Annotated in this window: 16 protein-coding genes; 12 read left to right on the top strand and 4 right to left on the bottom strand. The window is 68.0% G+C overall.

Annotated features, from left to right (window positions below; translation table 11 throughout):
* Positions 1–239 precede the first annotated feature (239 nt).
* The 4 genes from ssb (at position 240) to MJ777_RS10020 (ending at position 5,409) form a co-directional block, all read left to right on the top strand.
* Entirely contained in the window at positions 240–878 is a 639-nt protein-coding gene (gene ssb, locus MJ777_RS10035) for a single-stranded DNA-binding protein (protein WP_239310909.1), read from the top strand.
* A 351-nt stretch (positions 879–1,229) separates the two neighbouring features.
* The gene (locus MJ777_RS10030) at positions 1,230–3,134 is read left to right on the top strand and encodes a hypothetical protein (RefSeq protein WP_239310910.1); all 1,905 of its coding nucleotides are present in this window, start codon (positions 1,230–1,232) and stop codon (positions 3,132–3,134) included.
* 219 nt (positions 3,135–3,353) lie between these two features.
* Entirely contained in the window at positions 3,354–5,036 is a 1,683-nt protein-coding gene (gene ettA, locus MJ777_RS10025; RefSeq protein WP_239375486.1) for an energy-dependent translational throttle protein EttA, read from the top strand.
* A 49-nt stretch (positions 5,037–5,085) separates the two neighbouring features.
* Positions 5,086–5,409, top strand: a complete 324-nt coding sequence (locus MJ777_RS10020; RefSeq protein ID WP_239310912.1) for a YciI family protein — start codon at positions 5,086–5,088, stop codon at positions 5,407–5,409.
* 139 nt (positions 5,410–5,548) lie between these two features.
* On the opposite strand, the gene MJ777_RS10015 is transcribed toward MJ777_RS10020, so the two are convergent.
* Together MJ777_RS10015 and MJ777_RS10010 are read right to left on the bottom strand one after the other, a co-directional pair.
* The gene (locus MJ777_RS10015; protein WP_239310922.1) at positions 5,549–5,962 is read right to left on the bottom strand and encodes a globin; all 414 of its coding nucleotides are present in this window, start codon (positions 5,960–5,962) and stop codon (positions 5,549–5,551) included.
* A gap of 357 nt (positions 5,963–6,319) precedes the next feature.
* A complete protein-coding gene (locus MJ777_RS10010) occupies positions 6,320–6,835 on the bottom strand; it encodes an HNH endonuclease (protein WP_239310913.1) in 516 nt (171 codons plus the stop codon).
* Positions 6,836–7,157: 322 nt separating this feature from the next.
* Here MJ777_RS10010 and MJ777_RS10005 point away from each other — a divergent pair, with 322 nt between their 5' ends.
* From MJ777_RS10005 to MJ777_RS09980, 6 genes are all read left to right on the top strand, one after another.
* Positions 7,158–8,426 carry a mechanosensitive ion channel family protein gene (locus MJ777_RS10005; RefSeq protein ID WP_239375484.1) on the top strand — a complete coding sequence of 423 codons (1,269 nt, stop codon included), beginning with the start codon at positions 7,158–7,160 and terminating at the stop codon, positions 8,424–8,426.
* Between the two features lie 186 nt (positions 8,427–8,612).
* Positions 8,613–9,356 carry a response regulator transcription factor gene (locus tag MJ777_RS10000; protein WP_239310915.1) on the top strand — a complete coding sequence of 248 codons (744 nt, stop codon included), beginning with the start codon at positions 8,613–8,615 and terminating at the stop codon, positions 9,354–9,356.
* Positions 9,357–9,605: 249 nt separating this feature from the next.
* Entirely contained in the window at positions 9,606–11,186 is a 1,581-nt protein-coding gene (locus tag MJ777_RS09995) for a HAMP domain-containing sensor histidine kinase (protein WP_239375482.1), read from the top strand.
* Entirely contained in the window at positions 11,176–13,599 is a 2,424-nt protein-coding gene (gene malQ / locus MJ777_RS09990; protein WP_370652689.1) for a 4-alpha-glucanotransferase, read from the top strand. Before MJ777_RS09995 ends, malQ begins: the two co-directional genes overlap by 11 nt.
* 119 nt (positions 13,600–13,718) lie before the next feature.
* Positions 13,719–14,081: a hypothetical protein gene (locus MJ777_RS09985; RefSeq protein WP_239310917.1), complete on the top strand. Its 363-nt coding sequence runs from the start codon at positions 13,719–13,721 to the stop codon at positions 14,079–14,081.
* Entirely contained in the window at positions 14,068–14,499 is a 432-nt protein-coding gene (locus tag MJ777_RS09980; RefSeq protein WP_239310918.1) for a DUF5130 family protein, read from the top strand. The genes MJ777_RS09985 and MJ777_RS09980 overlap by 14 nt, the downstream gene beginning before the upstream one ends.
* 76 nt (positions 14,500–14,575) lie before the next feature.
* Here the strand turns inward: MJ777_RS09980 and pepN are convergent, their stop codons facing one another.
* A complete protein-coding gene (gene pepN / locus MJ777_RS09975) occupies positions 14,576–17,134 on the bottom strand; it encodes an aminopeptidase N (protein WP_239375480.1) in 2,559 nt (852 codons plus the stop codon).
* Positions 17,135–17,387: 253 nt separating this feature from the next.
* Between pepN and MJ777_RS09970 the strand changes: the two genes are divergently transcribed.
* Together MJ777_RS09970 and MJ777_RS09965 are read left to right on the top strand one after the other, a co-directional pair.
* Complete coding sequence (locus MJ777_RS09970; RefSeq protein WP_370652688.1) at positions 17,388–18,620, top strand: AI-2E family transporter; 1,233 nt, start codon at positions 17,388–17,390, stop codon at positions 18,618–18,620.
* A 205-nt stretch (positions 18,621–18,825) separates the two neighbouring features.
* Entirely contained in the window at positions 18,826–19,308 is a 483-nt protein-coding gene (locus MJ777_RS09965) for a ribose-5-phosphate isomerase (RefSeq protein WP_239375499.1), read from the top strand.
* A 270-nt stretch (positions 19,309–19,578) separates the two neighbouring features.
* On the opposite strand, the gene MJ777_RS09960 is transcribed toward MJ777_RS09965, so the two are convergent.
* Positions 19,579–19,875: a hypothetical protein gene (locus tag MJ777_RS09960; RefSeq protein WP_239313184.1), complete on the bottom strand. Its 297-nt coding sequence runs from the start codon at positions 19,873–19,875 to the stop codon at positions 19,579–19,581.
* Positions 19,876–20,172: the final 297 nt, after the last annotated feature.

Below are 20,172 nucleotides of genomic sequence, written 5' to 3'. Positions count from 1 at the left end.
CTTTGTCGAGGCGGCCATCTGGAAAAGTCCAATGTGACACAACATGGGTCTGTTGTGCACGCCGCTGGCGTCACCGCTGTGGAGGGGCATCCCGTTGTCCACAGTTGATCGCGGGAACAGGTCGAACCGGTCGCCAACGGTCACAGTGTGACATGAGACGAGACGGCAATCGCCATCGCTGGGTTCCGCCGGACCGTCCGCCACGGAAGCAGGTCAGCAACCATGATCCTGGAGGGACCATGATCGAAGCATCGGTCACGCTGCTCGGCAACCTCGTTGACGACCCTGACGTGCGATGCACGCAGAATGGGAACTCTGTCTGCTCCCTGCGCCTGGCCAGCACCTCGCGCCGGTTTGACCGGTCGCAGAACCGCTGGGTGGACGGTCATACCGTCTTTGTCACCGTCACCTGCTGGCGTCACCTGGCTGAGAATGTCGGCGCTTCGCTGCACAAAGGGGACAGGACGCTCGTGGTCGGGCGACTCCGCCAGAGGTCGTTCGAGACCCAGGACGGAAGCCGCCGAGTCGTCTACGAAGTGGATGCGGACGCGGTCGCGGTTGACCTGACCCGCCAGTCGGCCGCGGTCCGGCGGGTCGTCCGCGTGAACCGGGAGAGCACAGGGAGCGCAGAGAGCACAGAGGTTACGGAAGGCGACGGGAACATGCTGGGATGCGAGCCCCTCGCCGAGGAAGGCAGGGCTGATGTGCACAATGGCCAGACCGGCGTCGGAACCGGTGCCGAGTATCATGACGGGGGTTTCACCCATGCGGGCGCGGACGAGTTTCTCAGCGGGTCAGTGCCCGGCGGGATGCCAACGGCGCTGGAGCCCGACGGCTCGCCTTCTGTCATCCCGGCTCAGCGTCCGGCGGCGGTGTGATGTCACGGTAGTCGGCGGTCCGCGGGTTGCCGGTGGCTCGGGCGCCCACCGTTGTCGAAACGGCCAGGAGGTGGGTGCAGGCCCGGCCCGGGTCCGGCCGGTGGGTAGCGTCAGCCCGTGACCAGCGCGCGGGGCGCCGATATGCCGGCTTCCATTCAGGTGCCGGGTGGGCGCGTCGACGGGCTGGCAAGCCTTGGCGACGGTTCGGGATCCGGGGGAGCGGGCGGTAGGAGGAGTCTGCCCGGCTCGGACGAGCCGAATGGCCGCCTCGATTCTCCGCCCGCCACCTCGCCCATCCCACGAGCGGCAGGGCGACAGCCATTGGTGATTTTGCGGTCGCGTTTGGTCGCGGTGTCTGTGCCGGGGCGGACGGTGGTGGTCGCGGCTCTGCTCAGCGCGGTCGCGGCAATCGTGATCAATCGTTACCTGTTTCCGTATTTGTCGATCAACAATGACGAGGCCCTCTACCGACTGCAAGCCCAGACGCTGGCGGATGGCCATCTGTTTCCGCCGGCTCCGCGGTCGGCCGCCTCCTACGCACCGTGGCTGGCGGCGGTCGTTGACGGCCACTACGTCCTGAAGTACACCCCTGTGGTTGCTGGGCTGTACGCGTTGAGTCTCGTGCTCACCGGTGGCACCGCCGTGGGGCTCGGGCTCCTCGCCGCTGCCGCGGTGGGGGTCACTTACCATGCCGGCATCGAGCTGCTGGACGATCGGCGGGTCGCCGCCGTCGCGGCCTGGCTGCTGGCGCTGTCACCTTTGATCATCCTGCACAGCGCGTTGCTCTTGTCCTATCTGCCAGTCCTTGTGCTGTATGAATGCGTGCTTGTCGGGCTGCTACGGGGGCTGCGGACCAGGCGCGGGGCGCCGCTTGCCGCGGCAGGGCTGGCGATGGGGCTGGCTGCCGCGGTCCGGCCCTACGACACCGTCCTGATGCTCGGCCCATGTGTGCTGTGGGCGGTGAGCCGAGGAGCTCGCGGCCGGCGGCGGTGGCTGCTGCGTTGGCTCGGCGCGGGGCTGGTGGTCCCGATTGCCGCATTGCTCGGTTATAACTCCATGGCAACGGGTAACCCGTTCAGATTGCCCTTTGCGCTGCTTGAGCCCGATGACAAGCTGGGGTTCGGGGATCGGCGTCTCTTTCCCGGCGACCCTCCGCACCGTTTCGGCTTGGCTGAGGGGCTCACCTCGATCGGTGACCATCTGTGGTTTCTCGGTCTCTGGGCGTTCGGCGGGGTGTTCCTGGCGGCGTTGTCGGTCGCGGCGGTTATCCGCCGACGGCTGTCCGCGGCGACCTTAGCGCTCGGGGCCGGCGCGGTGCTGCTGATCCTCGGTTACATCGTGTTCTGGGGTGCCTGGAACGCGGCCGAGCTGTGGGGTGGAATCCGGTATATCGGCCCTTTCTATCTCATGCCGATACTCATTCCACTTGTTCTCTTCGGGGCTCGGGGATTGGTCGATCTCACTGTCGCGCGGCCGCGGATCGGTGGGCTTACCGCCGCTGCCTGCTTCGGGCTGAGTGTCGTTGTAATTGTTTTCGCGGTCGGGGATAATATGTCGTTCACCCGACGTGATCGAAATCTTGCGAACATGGTCGCGGTTCAACCTGGGCGGGTGCTGGTCATGGTGTCGGCGGATCCGGCCTTTCTCATGCATCCCACGTCGGTGGTGGCCAACCCGCCTGGCATGGACACGCGAATCTTGTACGCGGTGTCACGAGGCCGTGCGGACTTCACGGTTCTTGCCGATCATCCGGACCGATCCGCCTACCTGCTCCGCTTAGCGGAGGGATACAATCGAACACTTGCGTCATCATCGGCCGCTCGGTTGGAGCGCCTGCGGGTGGTTGACGGCCCGAGCGTCGGTGTCGTCGTCCGCGCGTCGGTTCCGCCGGGGGCCCGCTCGGCCCGGTTGGAGATGACTGCCGATGGGCGTCGGGTGTCCTATCCGGTTGATCCGTCCCATTCGGTGACCGGAAAGATTACTGTCAGCCCTGACGGGGTGACGATGGCCGGTCTCGGTTCCGCTCCCACGGTCATTGCCGCTCCCACGGCACAGGTATCCGCGGCAACGGACCATTCGGTGATATTGGCGTTGTTCTACACTCCGTCCGCCGGTGGCGGCGAGCGTTTTTTCGATCGTCAGGACCTTCCGGTCCGCGTCGACGGAGGAGCGGGTGTCAGCGTTGTGGCCCCCGACGGCCAGGTCGGGGCGGTGGGGTCGGGGCCTGCGCCGGCCATTCGGCTGAGCGTCGGTTGATGGTCGGTGTCCTGTGGGAAGGAGGTTCCCGGGACACGGCCGGGAAGCGGGCTCGTACCCTGGTGTCGCACCCGTGCGGATAGTGGCCCCCGTGCCGGGAAGATCCAACGCTCCTCGGCGGTCTTCCCACCGGGGAGACTCCTGTTCCTGACCCGCGTTTGCTCCTGACCCGCGTTGCCGCCTGACCTGTCAGGTTGCCCGACTCGTAAGGTTGACCGCATGGCGCAGTATGTCTTCCAGATGCGCAAGGTGCGCAAAGCCCACGGTGACAAGGTCGTCCTCGACGATGTCACCCTGTCGTTCCTGCCCGGCGCGAAGATCGGTGTCGTCGGTCCCAACGGCGCGGGCAAGTCGTCGCTGTTGAAGATCATGGCTGGTCTTGACCAGCCCAGTAACGGAGACGCGACGTTGAGCCCCGGTTTCACCGTCGGCATGCTCGCGCAGGAACCACCGCTCAACGAGGAAAAAGACGTTCGCGGCAACGTTGAGGACGCGGTCCGGGAGATCCGTGGGGTCCTCGCGCGGTACGAGGAGATCAACGAGAAGATGGCTGCGCCCGACGCCGACTTCGATGTGCTCCTGACCGAGCAGGCGGCGCTTATCGACACGATCGAGGCGGCCAATGCCTGGGAGCTCGACAGCCAACTGGATCAGGCGATGGACGCGTTGCGGCTGCCTCCGGGCGATGCCGACGTAACCAGGCTCTCCGGTGGGGAGCGCCGCCGCGTCGCGCTGTGCAAACTTCTTCTGGAGGCCCCTGACCTGCTGCTGTTGGACGAGCCCACCAACCATCTCGACGCTGAGAGCGTCGCCTGGCTGGAGCAGCACCTGGCGCGCTATGCCGGAGCGGTTCTCGCGGTCACGCACGACCGTTACTTTCTCGACAACGTCGCTGGCTGGATCCTCGAGCTCGACCGGGGCAATGCCTACCCTTACGAGGGCAACTACACGACGTACCTGGAGACGAAGGCCGCCCGCCTCAAGGTCGAAGGCGGTAAGGACGCGAAGCGTAAGCGCGTCCTCGCGCAGGAGCTGGAGTGGGTGCGGTCGAACCCGAAGGCCCGCCAGGCCAAGAGCAAGGCACGTCTCGCCCGCTATGAGGAGCTGGCGGCCGAGGCGGACAAGGCCCGTCCCCGCGATTTCGAGGAGATCCAGATCCCGCCGGGCCCGCGCCTGGGCGCTATGGTGATCGAGGCGAAGAAGCTGCGCAAGGGATTCGGCGACCGGGTCCTCATCGATGATCTGTCGTTCTCCCTGCCGCGTGGTGGCATCGTCGGCGTGATCGGCCCGAACGGTGTCGGAAAAACCACCCTGTTCACCATGCTGACCGGTGCGGTGGCACCCGATGCCGGCGAGCTGGTCATCGGTGAGACGGTCGATATCGCCTACGTCGACCAGAGCCGCGCGGGCCTCGACCCGAAGAAGAACGTATGGGAGGTCGTTTCCGACGGGCTCGACCACATCGTGGTAGGCAAGATCGAGCTGCCGAGCCGGGCCTACGTGTCGTCCTTCGGTTTTAAGGGACCGGACCAGCAGAAACCGGTCGGAGTGCTGTCCGGCGGTGAGCGTAACCGGCTGAACCTTGCGCTGACCCTCAAGCGGGGCGGCAATCTTCTGCTGCTCGACGAACCAACAAATGATCTTGATGTCGAGACGCTGCGGTCGCTGGAGGACGCGCTGGGGGAGTTCCCGGGATGCGCGGTTGTGATCTCGCATGACCGGTGGTTCCTGGATCGTGTCACCACGCACACTCTTGCCTGGGAGGGGACGGAGGCCGACCCGGCTCGCTGGTTCTGGTTTGAGGGGAACTTCGCGGATTACGAGGTCAACAAGATCGAACGCCTTGGCGCTGAGGCGGCCCGTCCACACCGGATGACCTACCGTAAGCTCACTCGCGAGTAGGAGCGCCCCTGTTGCCTGTCGTTCCACCGCTTGGCCGCGAAGCAAAGCCATGGCCGCGTTGAACCGCTACGAACTGGTCGTACTCACGCAGGGGCGAGCGCATCCATCGTCCGGTGAGGATGCGGAGTATGACCGGCGGCATGCCGAGCACCTGGAGTACCTGGAGTCGCTTCGGGCCGCCGGGTCGCTCGTGCTGTATGGCGGGTCAGCCGAACCTGGCACGCGGTTGCGGGCGGTGCTGTTGTTCCAGGCCGGCTCGCTGGACGAGGCCCGTGCCGCTGCCGAGGCGGATCCGCTGGTGCGGGCGGGCTATCTGGTGATCGAGGTCATCCCGTTCGTCTCGGGCTTCCGTGCCCCGCGTCGGTCCGGCTGAGCGGTCCGGCCGCGACGGTGCTGTGACGTAATGGTGCGGTGACGTAATGCTGCTGTGCACCGCGGCCGGCCCCGGCCACCCGAACACCAGACCGGGCAGGGCCTGGATCGGGGCCAAGGCCGGGGCCGGGGCCGCCGGCTCATTCCGGGCGGTTGACCAGTGAGTTGGCCGCCATCGTCAGGTAATCCCACAGCGGCTCAAAGTACTCCGGAGACAGCTTCAGCTCGTCGACGGCGGCACGCATGCGGATCAGCCAGGCGTCCCGCTGAGCCGGGCCGATCGCGAAGGGGGCATGACGCAGCCGCAGGCGTGGGTGACCACGCTGATCGCTGTAGGTCGATGGTCCACCCCAGTACTGGACGAGGAACATCCGCAGCCGTTCCTGAGCCGCGGACAGGTCTTCGTCGGGGTAGAGCGGCCGTAGCAACGGGTCCTCGGCGACCCCTGCGTAGAAATGGGCCACCAGCCGGCGGAACGTCTCCTCACCGCCGACCGCGTCGTAGAAGGTATCCGTCGGGCGGGTTATGGACGGTCGCTGAGTCACGTTGACTATTCTGCGCGCCGGATCGCGGGCCGTCGGCGTGATACGGGGAACGGGATCCGTACGGACCATGAGGTTCGGCTCGCTGGGGCGGACCGCGCGATGGCGGTCGCTCGGAGCGTCCCCCGGTGGGATCTCGCCGCCATGCGACGCGCCGCCCGCCGTGCCGGTGAAGCCCTGCCGCTGGTCAGCACGGCGGTGACCAGCGGCAGGTACGGCATGCTGAAGCAATCGTGCGTTGCGCGCCCATCGTGTGGTGGGGATGACTGGCCGCGGGCCGGTGCTGAGGGGCGTGCGGGGCGGGCGGTTGCCACGCCCCCATGGCCGGCCGGCCAGGAGCAGAGGCAGGAGCAGAGGCAGGAGCGGGAGTCAGGCGGATGCGGCTTCGTCACCGTCCGAGCTGAGGTAGCGCGACCAGCGCGGATCCATCCGGCGGCTGCCAAGAATGCGCCAAGCGGCTCCGCTCGGCGCTCTGGGAGCCGTGCGAAGCCGCCAGCCAAGATCGGCTACAGCCCGGTCGGCTTTCAAATGATTGCAGCGGCCGCAGGCCGCCACCACGTTCTCCCATACATGCGCGCCCCCACGAGAGCGGGGGATGACGTGATCCAGTGATGTCGCAGGCGCACCGCAGTAGACACAGCGGTGATGGTCACGCGCCAGTACTCCCTTACGGGTGAGTGGTACCTGAGACCGGTACGGCACGCGGACGAATCGGGCCAAGCGCACTACCACGGGCACTTCGACCGTGTACGTCACGGAGTGGAGAACCCGATCTCCGGCCTCGACCATGACTGCTTTCTCAGTGAGCACGAGCACCAGCGCACGCCTCTGTGAGACCACGCATAACGGTTCATACGTGGCATTGAGAACCAGCGCTTCTGTCACGCGCCGACCTCCTCGCCCTACCGGGTGGCGGCCGTCACAAGCTAGCCACCGGTGACACTGAGACAGTCAACCGCCTTCGGGGCCCGAACGCGAGTGGGTTCGCGATTGTCGTCAGGTAATCGTTGACACACTGCGCAACTTTGCCCGCATTTGATCTACTTTGCGTGCCTGTTCGGATGCTGCGTGTTATTTCCGGGCGTCGACCTCTTGGCCCGCGGCTGTCGCGCGTCGGTAAGACTGGGCACCGTGCGGTGCCCGCGGATGCGGTCCCGCTTGAAGATCAATTATAGGATCGATTATCTGTGAGGAGCTGAATCCGGTCGTGGCCGACTCCGTCTCTGTGTTCGCTCAGTCGTTGGGGTCGTTACTGACTCCGGCGGTCGAGGCGTCACCCTCGCCCGCGGCGCCCGTGCCGACCCCGAGCCCGTCCGACGCTCCCATCACTCCCAGTCTTGATCAGATCTTCGGTGCGGTCCAGAACGCATGCGGGCAAAAGCCCGGTGTGCTGTGCAGGACGGTTTTTGATCTGACTCACAGCGAGTATCTCGCCGGTGGCGCCAATGTCTTTCTTGGCATGCCGCTGAAGATTTTGTTGATTCTTCTGATTGCTTTCCTCGTTCGCTCGATGTTGCATCGCTTCATTTTCCGGACAACTCGGCGGGCCGCGGCCGGTGGGCCGAGCGGGCTGTTCCGGTCCGGGCGCGCCATACTTCTCGGCGCCTTCGGCGATCCCACTGTGCTGCTGGAGCGACGCCGCCAACGCGCCGAGACGGTCGGTTCCCTGCTGCGCAGCATCACGTCGGTGATTGTGTTCGGGATCGCGTTCGTGACCATTCTCGGCGAGTTGGACATCAATCTCGCGCCCATCGTGGCCAGCGCCGGAGTGGTTGGCGTCGCTGTTGGTTTCGGCGCGCAGAATCTTGTCCGGGACTTCCTGTCGGGCATCTTCATGCTGCTCGAGGACCAGTACGGCGTGGGCGACGTCATCGATGTCGGACCGGTCAGCGGGAACGTCGAGGCGGTGAGCCTGCGGGTCACACGACTGCGCGACATCGAAGGTACGGTCTGGTACGTCCGTAACGGCGAGATCGCACGGGTGGGCAACAAAGGCCAGCAATGGGCCCGTACGGTGCTCGACATCCCGCTGGACTACGACACCGACGTCGCCAAGGCCAAGCGGATTCTCAAGACGACCGCGGACAAACTCTGGGCGGAACCGGAGTTCGCCACCATCATCATCGCCGAACCCGAGATATGGGGCATGGAATCGATGACCGCTGATGGGTACGCGTTGCGGGTGGTCGCCAAGACCCAGCCGCTTAAACAGTGGGATGTCGCGCGCGCGCTGCGCGAGCGCGTCCGGGCGGCGCTGGACGCCGAGGGGATCGAGCTCGGCAGCGTTCAGCGCAGCGAGGTGGTCATGGTCGACAACGACGATGACGACGTGATGCTGAGCGATCGCGATGACGATGAGGACGGTTCCGCTCCGGGTGCCATCCGTGTGATCGAGAGCGCTCCCCTCCCCGAACTCGACGGGCCGGCTCCGTCACCGGTCGGCCGATCAACTGGCCCCGCGTCGGTGGCGCGTTAGCGCACCCGGTTGATATCGCACCCGGTTGATATCGCCCGATACGGCGGCGTCCAGGGGTCCAGGCGCGCGATCGAAAGATCCAGCAGGCCTGCCCTGGCTGAACCGTGAATAAGGATCTCGGTAGACGATGCTGAGAGTCCTTCCGGACGGCCTGCGCCGCGTGACTCGGGGGGCAGACTGTGTGGTGTGCGCGTACTTGTGGTCGATGACGAGCCGGCGGTCCGGGAGTCTCTTGAGCGGTCGCTGCGGTTCGAGGGTTACGAGGTCAGTTCAGCGCGTGACGGTATGGAGGCGCTGGACGCGGTTGCTCGCGACCGGCCGGACATCGTCGTGCTGGACGTGATGATGCCCCGGGTGGATGGCCTGGAAACGTGTCGCCAGCTGCGTGGCCGTGGCGACGACCTGCCGATTCTGATGCTCACCGCCCGTGATGGGCTGGCCGACCGGGTAAACGGCTTGGACGTGGGGGCGGATGACTATCTGGTCAAGCCCTTCGCCCTCGAGGAGCTGTTCGCCCGGCTGCGCGCGCTGACCCGCCGGGCGTCGCTGTCCGCCCGGGCCGCGGCGTCGGCTGCCGCGGGTCTCACGGGAACGGATCAGGCGGGGATCGCTCCGGGGGTGCCCCCCGCGCTGCTCTTCGCGGACATCCGTCTTGATCAGAGCAGCCGGCAGGTGACCCGCGGGGGACGGGAACTGACGCTCACCAAGACTGAGTTCGACCTGTTGGAGCTGTTTCTCGTCCACCAGCGGCAGGTGCTCTCCCGTTCCATGATCATGGAGCGAGTCTGGGGATACGACTTCGGGCCGTCATCGAACTCGCTCGAGGTGTTCGTCAGCTACCTGCGTCGCAAGCTGGAAGCCGGTGGCGAGCCGCGCCTGCTGCACACGGTCCGCGGGGTGGGTTATGTTCTGCGGGACGCGGCTTCGTGACCGTTCTGCCCATGACCATCATCGGAATGCTTAGAGCGCCCGGCAATAGGGGTGCGGATCAAGGAGCGGGGCTGGGGCACGTACATCGCAAGGCGGAGGAGGGAGTCACCCTGGTCCTTGGGGTGTCGACTGACGACAACGCAGCGAGGTGCGTGCCCCAGCCCCGCGACGCCGCGTGCCTATTGCCGGTCGCTCTTAGGAGAGCCGGCGAGGGCGGGCGGGAGCAGGTCCCGTTGTGAGGGCCTCCGGATGAGAGCGCGGCCCCGCCACCCTCGTTTGTCACTTGTGCATCTGCCGTTGCGCAACCGGATGGCGTTGCTCATCGGTCTTGCGGTGACCGCCACGGTAGCGGTCGTGGCAGGCGTGGCACTCGGCGCGACCGGGATCGTGCTCGGTCGGTCCATCGACCACCAGCTGATCCAACAGGCCTACACGGCGGCTCAGACGATCAAGCCGAAAGAGTGGGGCCCCGAGTGGGACCAGGGGCTGATCGTGTTCAACTTCGGCCTGCCCGCGCAGGTCATCAGCACCGACGGCACCCCGACGGCGCCGGACAACCAGGTGGTGATGCTGCCGGTCAACTCCGCCGATATCGCCGTGGCACACGGGGTGGTCGGCCAGCAACTGCGCACGGTCACTGTCGGCGGGGGGCGCTATCGCGTCGCCACCGTTCCCATCCGCATTCCCAGCGTCGGCCTGGGCGCGCTGCAACTGGCCCGGGACATGTCCGACGTCGATCAGACACTACGCGATCTTGGTCTGGTTTTGCTGGGTGTGGGCGTGGTGGGCGTGGCCGGATCGGTGCTGCTCGGTCGGCTGATCGCACGCGCGTCTCTCAAGCCGGTGGATGCCGCCGCCGCGGCCGCTGAGGAGGTCGCCCGTACACAGGACCTCTCCGCATTGATCCCAGTGACCGGTAGTGATGAAATAGCTCGGTTGGCCAACAGCCTCAACAGCATGCTGCGGGCGCTGGAGGCCTCCCGCGCGCGTCAGCGGGAGCTCGTCGACGATGCCAGTCACGAGCTGCGCACCCCGTTGACCAGTCTGCGGACCAACATCGAGCTACTGCTGCGGGCCGAGGCCAATCCGGCGCGCGCACTGCCCGCGGCCGACCGGGACGCCCTGCTGCGGGACGTGGACGCGCAGATCCGGGAACTGAGCGGACTGGTCAGTGAACTGGTCGAGCTGGCCCGTGATGAGGCGCCCGCCGAGGACGTCGAGCCCGCTGATCTGACCGAGATCGTCCATGTCGCGGCCGACCGGGTGCGCAGGCGCGCCAAAGCCAAGGACGTGCAGATCGTGGTGACCGCTGTCCCGTCGCCCGTGGATGGACGCCCGCACATGCTGGAACGGGCGGTGACGAACCTGCTGGACAACGCGGTGAAATTCTCCCCGGCACAAGGGCGGGTCCATGTGACCGTGGCTCCCGGCGAGGTTGTCGTCACCGATGAGGGCCCGGGGATCGCGCCGGAGGACCGCTCCCGGGTCTTCAACCGGTTCTACCGGGCGACGTCCGCGCGTGGGCTGCCCGGGTCCGGGCTTGGCCTGGCCATCGTGGCGGATGCCGCCGCCGCGCACGGCGGCTGGGTGCGGGCTGAGGAAGGCCCGGCCGGCGGCGCGCTTCTGCGCCTGTCGCTGCCGGTTCCCCCGGACGAGGCATGGCCATCCTCAGCAGGCGCGCCGTCGGCGGTCCAGCCGGGCGCGGCCGTTCCGCGGGAGCCGAGTCTCGTTCCCCAGCTGCGGGAGGAGACTTCCGTACTGGCATCGCCGCCAGCCCGGCCTGCTTACCGTCGCTCCTGGTGGACGAGAGGATCCGGTCGTGACCTCTGACAGCACCGATCACGCCGTCAGCTCGGGCGGCGCCCCCCTGAACGGCCCGGCGAACGATCCCGCTTCCGTTCCTCCCGGTCCCGCGCCGGCCCCTGCTGGGCCCCTGCCGGCCCCTGCTGGTCCCGCCGCCGCGGGCCCTGTCACCGCGGGCTCCACGATCGGCTTCGGCCCGGTCGATGAGGTGCTCGCCCAGCTGGCGGAGGCGCATGGCGTCGCTACCCGTTACATCGACGCGGACGGCCAGGAGGTCACCGTCGCGCCGGACGTCGTGCGGACCGTGCTCGGGCTGCTCAACGTCGACGTCGCGAATCCGGCGACGGCCCTTGCCCAGGCGCGCGACGCGCTGTGGCGGCGTCCGTTGCCCGCCTGTGTGGTGGTGCGGCGCTCCGCGGCCACACCGGTCGTCCTACGGGTGCCAGCCGGCTCGGTCCGCAGCGCCGAGCTGGCCCTTGAAGGCGGCGGGAAACGTCAGCTGACGGACTGGGGCGAGGCGGTCGAACGGCGCACGGTCGATGGTGTGGCCATGCTCGGCCTCCCGCTGAACCTGCCCGCCGGGCTGCCATTCGGTGATCATTTGTTGCGGATCGCGGTCGGCACGACCCTGATCGCGACGAAGGTCGTCGTCGTGCCGGACGCGCTTCCCGCTCCAGCGGGCGCGGCCCACGCCCGCGGCTGGGGATGGATGATCCAGCTGTACGCGCTGCGGTCGGCGGCTTCCTGGGGGATGGGCGACTACGGCGACCTCGCCGCGATCGCCGAGTGGTCCGGGTCGGCTGACGGCCGGCGCGCCGACGTTGTACTGGTCAACCCGGTGCACGCGGTCGCGCCGACGGTTCCGGTCGAGCCGTCCCCGTACTACCCGACCAGCCGGAGGTTCGCCTCGGCGCTGTATCTGCGTCCCGAGGACCTGCCTGAATATCAGCTGGCGGACGCCGCTACCCGGGCGCGGGTCGATCAGCTCGCCGCCGCTGCCCGCACGGAGGCTGATCCCGATCTGCTTGACCGGGACGCGGTGTGGCGGGCCAAGAGCGCCGCGCTGGAGCTGCTGTTCACCGTCGCGGCCGAGCGGGGCAGGGACCCGGACAGCGACTCGGACAGCGCCTGGGTGGACACCGACCGGGCAGGCGAGGAGGGTCTCATCGACTTCGCCACCTGGTGCGCCCTTGCGGAACGGCACGGCCGGGACTGGCGGCGCTGGCCGGCGGACCTCCACGACCCGGCCGGGTCCGCGGTGGCCGAGGCCCGGATTGAACTGCGGGCACGGATCGCCTTCCACCGCTGGTTGCAACGGTGCTGTGATGCCCAGCTCATGGCCGCGCAGACTGCTGCCCGTCATGCTGGGATGACCATCGGTATCGTTCACGATCTTGCTGTTGGCGTTGATCCCGGTGGTGCGGATGTCTGGGCCTGCCAGGACGTCTTCGCGACCGGCGCGACCATCGGCGCGCCTCCGGATGGGTTCAGCCAGCAGGGCCAGGACTGGCAGCTGCCGCCGTGGCGGCCCGACCGGCTGGCCGAGTCCGGCTACGCGCCGTTTCGGCAGCTGGTTGCCGCTGTGCTCCGTCGAGGCGGTGGCCTGCGGATTGACCATGTCCTGGGGCTGTTCCGGCTGTGGTGGATCCCGGCTGGTAACCCGGCCTCGGCCGGTACATATGTCCGCTATGACGCCGAGGCCATGCTCGGGCTCATCGCGCTGGAAGCGAGCCGGGCCGGTGCGCTCGTCGTCGGTGAGGACCTGGGCACGGTCGAATCCTCGGTGGCGGCGACGCTGGACCGGGCCGGTGTGCTCGGGTCGACTGTCGCGTGGTTCGAACGCGACGCGCATGGTGACCCGCTCGCGCCGCGCAGGTGGCGGGAACCGGCGATGGCGAGCGTTACCACTCATGATCTTCCTACCGTCGCCGGCTACCTTACCGGCGAGCATGTGCGGGTACGCGCCGACCGCGGCCTGCTGCGACAGTCGCGGGAGGCTGAACTCGCCGCTTGGCGGCGGGAACGGGACGCGTTGATCGCGTTGCTGCGGGGCGAGGGGCTGCTCGCTGCGGATCTTGCCACGCTCGACCTGGCCGCGTCGGCGGCGTCCGCCCCCGGCCTAGCCGGCGGCTCTGGCGGCTCTGGCGGCTCTGGCGGCGCCACGTCGGACCTTGCGGTGACCCGTGAGATCGCCTTCGCTCTACACGGTCTGCTCGCCCGGTCACAGTCGCGGATCGTGCTGGCGGCACCCGGCGACGCCGTCGGTGACCTGCGCCAGCCGAACCTGCCCGGCACGGTGGACTCCTATCCGAACTGGCGGCTTGCGGCCACCGACGCTGACGGCCGGCCCGTAACCATCGAGCGGTTACGGGTGGACCCACAGGTACAGCGGCTTGCGCGGCTGCTCGCCTGTGTCCGTGACCAGGCCGACAGCGGGTGACGACAGCGGGTGAAAGGACAGGCGTGGGTTCGCCCCTCCGGGGGCGCACGGGCCCACGCCACCGCGGTAGGAAGCCCTCTCGGACGACCTTGGGTCAATCACCCGGTAACCTTCGCAACGTGACTCGTCGACGTCTACGGCACACCGCTCGCCGTGCTCTTACCGTAGCGGCACTCGCTTTCCTTACGATCCCGGCGCTTTCCGGTGCCGCGTTCGCGCAGGACATCGGAGACAGTTACAGCCCCGACCCGCTCACGCCGCTCGAGGCCTGGATCGTCTACGGTGGGACGATCGCCGTCGGGTTCGCTGTCGCGATCATCCTGACGGTGCTGTCAAGCCGGGGCAGCGGCCCGTCCCGTTACCGTCCGGGAGGCCCGTGGCCGCACCCGGAGGTGTGGATCGGCGCTCCTCCCGCTGTCGCCGAGGATGAGCGTCCGCACGTGGCGGCCCCTGGCTCGGGTGGTGCCAGTGGCACCTGGTGATGCGTTCACTCATGACCAGCTTGACCGGCTCGGCCGAGCCCAGGCCGCGGCGGAGGCCCAGACCGGCATCCGGTTCACCGTCCGGGTGGGTACGGTCGACGGTGACGCCGATCTTTTCGCTGAGCGGGCATTGGCCAACCTGGTGGACGCCACGCGCGACTCCGCCGTTCTGCTGCTGGTTTCGCCCGGTCAGCGCTTCGCCCGCATCATGACGACACAGGCGGCCAAGAGCCGCGTCTCCGATCAGGCCGCCGGGCTCACGGTTCTCACGATGATCTCCAGTTTCGCGCTCGGTGACATCGTCGGTGGGATCGTCAACGGACTCCGTCAGCTGGCGGACGTGGCCGGCCCGTCGGCGTCCGGTGGGTCCACCGCGGCTGTTGACGTGCCGACCGGGTCGACGAGCGGGGCCCGCTGAGAGCGGGTCCCGCTCGGTTTGGGATCCGTGGCGGCCGGCAGCAGATCCTGCGCTCGCACCGGCCGCGGCGGCGTGGTTAGGAACCAGCCGCGGCCTCGGCGTCTTTGGCACGGGCGCGCAGCGCGCGCACCAGGCCGTCGCGGCCCTCGACCAGGGCGCGGCGCAGAGCCGGCTGCGGGTCGTGCGCGGCGAGGTAGGCGTCCACCGCCGCCAGCGTGTCCGGTTCGATGATCGCGGATGGGAACAGCATCTGCGTAATCGTCTGAGCCGTGTCGAAGGTCCGGGTCTGCCAGATCCGCTCGATCTCGGCGAAGAAACGGTTCACATATGGTCGGGTCAGATCCTCCTGGCTGGGTATCCAGAAGCCGCCCATGGTCGCCACCAGCAGGTGGTTCGACAGCGTGTCGGAGTCCATCACCGCCGTCCACGCGGCAGCCTTCGCCTCGGCGGTGGGCCGGGCCGAGCGGGCGGTAGCGGCCCGCTTCTCGCCGGTCGCGGTGCTGTCACGGGCAAGTTCGTTCTCGATCTCGGTGACTCCGTACACGCCCCGCGCAACCAACTGGATGAGCAGGGTCCAGCGCAGTTCGGTGTCGAGGGCGAGCCCGTCGATGACATCGGCACCCTCGAAGATGGCGCGGACCCGACTGACCTGGTCGGGTCCTTCCGCGTGGGCGAAGGTGGTCGCGTAGACCAGCTGTAGGTCGCTGCCGGGTGCGGCGGTGCGTAGCAGCGCCTCGGCCCGCGCGGACACGTCCCGAAGCGCGGCCGACCGGTTCGCGGGGTCACCATAGGTGTCGATCGTGAGCTGAGCCTTGGCCAGCAGTGACTGCACGACTCCGATGTCATCCTCGGCGTCCACACCGGAGAGCACGAGCTTGACATAGTCCCGGGCGGCGAGCTCGGCGTCGCGGGTCATGTCCCAGGCCGCCGCCCAGCACAGCGTCCGCGGGAGCGATGCGCGGATCGCGCCGATCGAGTCGATCAACGTTGCCAGGGAGCGGTCGTCCAGGCGGATCTTGGCGTAGGTCAGGTCGTCGTCATTGATCAGAATCAGGTCTGGCCGGCGGGCACCGATGAGCTTCGGTATCTCGGTCAGCTCGCCGACGACGTCCAGCTCGATGCGCTCGCGGCGCAGCAGCGACCCGTCGGCGGCGCGGTCGTACAGGCCGATCGCCACCCGGTGCGGCCGCAGCGTCTGGCTCGCTGTGGGCGGCGACGACGCCGGCTCCTGCACCACGTCGAAGGCCGTGAACAACCCGGACGAGTCAGTCTCGAAGCGGGCCCGCAACGTGTTCGCCCCGGTGGTCTCCAGCCAGTCCGCGGCCCACACGGACAGGTCCCGGCCGCTTGCGTTCTCCAGTTCGTCAAGCAGGTCCCGCAGCGAGGTGTTGCCATACTCGTAACGGCGGAAGTAGGACCGCAGCCCGGCCAGGAACTCCTCCTGGCCCACCCATGCCACGAGCTGCTTGAGCACGGATGCGCCCTTGGCGTAGGTGATTCCGTCGAAGTTCGTCCGTACCGCCTCCATGTCGGTCGCGTCGGCGACGATGGGATGGGTGGAGGAAAGCTGGTCCTGCCGGTAGGCCCAGCCCTTCTCGGCGTTGGCGAACGTTGTCCAACCGTTGGTGAACCGCGTCGAGGAGACCTGGGCGAGCACCGACATGAACGTGGCGAACGACTCGTTCAGCCACAGGTCGTCCCACCAGCGCATCGTCACGAGGTCGCCGAACCACATGTGGGCCATCTCGTGCAGGATCGTCTCGGCCCGCCGCTCCCGGCGAGCCTCGGTGACCTTCGCGCGGAAGACGTAGTCCTCCAGGAACGTCACACAACCGGCGTTCTCCATCGCTCCGGCGTTGAACTCGGGGACGAAGAGCTGGTCGTACTTGCCGAACGGGTAACGGTAGTCGAACACCCGGTGGTAGAAGTCGAACCCGGCCTTGGTGATCGTGAGGATCTCGTCCGGGTCGAGGAACTCGGCCAGGGACTGCCGGCAGTACAGGCCGAGGTCAATCCCGTCGTGGTGGTCCCGGACCTCGTGGTAGGGGCCGGCGACCAGCGCGGTGATGTAGGTCGAGATGACCGGCGTGGCCTCGAAGAGCCACAGCGTCCGCCCGGAGCCGGAGTCCGTGGCCTCCAGCCGGCGTCCGTTCGAGATACACGTCCAGCTGGCCGGGGCCACCACCGAGAGCTGGAATACCGCCTTCAGGTCCGGCTGGTCGAAACAGGCGTACATCCGGTGGGCGTCATAGGTCTCGAACTGGGTGTACAGGTAGCCGGCACCGTCAACCGGGTCGACGAAGCGGTGCAGGCCCTCGCCGGTCTTCGAGTAGGCGCAGTCGGCCGCCACCTCAAGCTCGTTGACCTCCCGCAGATTCGCGAGGGTGATCCGGTTCCCGTCGTACACCTCGGCCGGGTCCAGGCGCTGGCCGTTGAGGGTCACCGCGCCGACAGCCGTGGCGATCAGCTCGATGAAGGTGGTGGAACCCGGCTCGGTACAGGTGAAGCGCACCGTTGTCCGTGAGGCGAACGTGGTGTCGCCAGTCGTCAGATCGAGGTTCGTCTCGTAGGAAGACACGTTGAGCAGCCGGGCGCGCTCACGCGCCTCGTCGCGGGTGAGGTTGTTGGCTGACACGCGGGTCCTTTCGAAGGGCCGGACAAGTGTCCCGCTCCGGGGCGAGGGTGGTGGACGCCGCGGTCCGCGACGACGGGGCTCCCAGTCTCCCACGTCCCAGCCGCCGGCCACGTCGGCTCCACCGGGCGGAGCCTGGTAACGGACAAACAGCTATCCGGCGCACCCGCGGTCGGGTTTGATGCGGGCTTGGAACATTCGGGAGGCATGACCGGTCCAGGCGCGCCAAGTGCCGCGACGATGAGGGGGAGCACCGGTGAGGCGTGTTGCCGGCTTCGGGCGTCCTGGCCATCGGAGGGACCCGGAGCCCGCCGGCCCGCCCAGCTCGCTGGAACCGGAACCGCCCAGCTCGCTGGAACCGCCCGCGCCGGTGGGTATGCCCGGCCCGGTGGGCGTACCGCAGCGGCGGACACCCGCCGCTGCGGTCGATCCGCAGGTCCCGGCGGCGCTGCGGGTGGCCGCCGGCTGGTCCTGGCGCCTTCTCATCATCGGAGCGGCGATCTACATCCTGCTGCTGGCGGTCGGCCGGCTCCGTGTCGTGGTGATCCCAGTGATCGCCGGGCTGCTCATCAGCGCGTTGATCCGCCCGATCGCGGCGGCTCTGCGCCGGCACGGGGTGCCGAGGCTCGTGTCGTCCTTCCTGACCATCTTTGGTTTTCTGATCATTGTGGTGGGCGTGGGCGTGGGCGTCGGCTTCAACGCGGCTGATGAGTTCCCCAGTTTGTCCGACCAGGTCAGCAAGGGCGTGGAACAGGTCCGTGACTATTTACAGGACGGACCGCTGCATTTGTCGCAGAAGCAGCTGGACGATTTTACGAACGACATCACCCAGACGTTGGCGAACAACCGAGGCCGCCTTGTCTCGGGAGTGCTCTCCGGGGCCACGGTTGCGGCCGAGGTGGTCACGGGGCTTCTGCTCACACTGTTCTCAACGTTCTTCTTCGTCCACGACGGCGAGCGGATCTGGGACTGGATCGTCACCCGTTTCCCGCCCGAAGGCGAGGAACGGGTGCGCGGCGCGGGCCGGGAGGCATGGGCGACGCTGACCGGATACGTCCGCGGCACCATGTTCGTGGCGCTCGCGGATGCCGCGGGTATCACGATCGGGCTGGTGGTCGTCGGGGTTCCGCTCATCGCCCCGCTGGCCCTGCTGACCTTCCTGGGCGGGTTCATCCCGATCGTCGGAGCGACCGTGGCCGGCGGCGCCGCTGTTCTGGTCACGCTCGTCTCCAACGGCTGGGTGCCGGCTCTGGTCATTTTCGGGGTCGCGCTTGGGGTCCAGCAGGTTGAAGGTCATCTGTTGCAGCCGTTGGTGATGCGGCGGGCCGTGCGTCTGCATCCACTCGCGATCGTGATCTCCCTCGCCGCGGGTGGCGTGCTGGCTGGCATCCCCGGGGCGATCGCGGCCGTGCCGTTTGTCGCCGTGGTCAACCGGGTGGCCGGCTACCTCGCCCGGTCCAGGAGGCAGCCATCGGCTGCCGAGGGTTAGGGCGCCCGGCACCAGGACTGTCCGGCTCGCGCCCCAGGGCCGCGTGCATCCCGGACCGCGCGGCCTGGGTCACCCGGTCAAGGACCGTCCGGTGGACGGGCGCCAGGACGGATGCGCCGCGGGCGTCATCCGGCTGGGGCACTTTTCTCAGATCATCGGAGTGGGTGGGAGTAGCGACGCCCCGGGGCGGGCATCATTTCGTCCCATGCGCGTCCATCTCGGTTCTGACCACGCGGGCTTCCAGCTGAAGACCTCATTGATCACTCGACTGACCGATCTGGGCCACTCGGTTATTGACCATGGGCCTGTCGTCTACGACCCAGACGACGACTACCCGCCATATGTGATCGCGGCCGCCGCGGCCGTCGCCGGCGAACCGGACAGCCTGGGTGTCGTCATCGGTGGTTCCGGCAACGGCGAGGCCATCGCCGCGAACAAGGTCACCAGTGTGCGCGCCGCCCTTGTCTGGAGCACGGAAACCGCTCGGCTCGCCCGGTTGCACAACGACGCGAACATCGCGAGCGTCGGTGCGCGGATGCACAGCGTCTCGGTGGCCACCGGCTTCATCGAGGTGTTCCTCAACACGTCGTTCAGTGCTGAACAGCGTCATGTTCGCCGGCTCACCATGCTCGCGGCCTACGAGCGGTCCGGCGTGGTGCCGGTCGCGTCCGCGCGGCCTGCGCCCTGACCTGGGGTCTTGACCCGGGGCACCGACCTGCCCTCGTTCGGCCGGACGGCGGGAACGAAGAGCGCCCGGCAATAGGGGTGTGGATCAAGGAGTGGGGCTGGGGTGCGTGCATCGCGAGGCGGAGGAGGGAGCCACCCTGGTGTTGGGTGGCGACTGATGACAACGCGGCGAGGTGCGTGCCCCAGCCCCGCGACGCCGCGTCCCCTATTGCCGGTCGCTCGAAGCCGTCGTACGGCCGGGCGGGTCGCCAGGCCTGCCGTCGGACGCGATCTACTGTCGGCGTTGTGCCGGCGGGGCGGTGGCGGGGCCGGTCCAGGACCGCCGCCGAATCACGAGGGTGCGTTCGGCCTCGGCCAGGTCGTCGAGGCCGGGACGGGCGACGTCACGGGCTCGCATGGCCGTTCCCGGCGGCAGCCGGGAACGGCCAGCGCCGACCAGGGCACGCAGCCCGGGATCGTTCGTATCCCGTCGATGACCCGCCCGTTGGTTCTGATCGCTGCCGGAGCCGACTGGGCTCGGTGCGGCCGGCCCGTCGCCTCCGGCGGCTGTCCCGGTAGATCCGATCATCGATCGCTCCTGTTCAGCCGGGGACATCCCGGATCCAGCATGCGCCAGGACGGGGGCGGCTGCCGTGCTGGTACCTGGCGGCTGCCCGCCTGCCCCAGCCCCGCGGCGCCGCGCCCCTGTTGCCGGAGCCTCTTGTCACCGGGCGCTTGTGTCCGCGTGCCGCGCTGTTGCGTTGTTGCGTTGAAGCTTCCGGCCAGTGGTGAACTGGATGTGACGAGGTTCTGCCATGCTTGTTTCGGGTAGATGTCGGGGCGGGACACAACGCGGATCCCGCACGGCGATTTCGTGCCATTGGGT

The sequence above is a fragment of the Protofrankia sp. Cj5 genome (assembly GCF_917627405.1).
In the GTDB taxonomy this organism is placed as follows: domain Bacteria; phylum Actinomycetota; class Actinomycetes; order Frankiales; family Frankiaceae; genus Protofrankia.
This window is presented reverse-complemented; position numbering and strand designations above follow the sequence as displayed.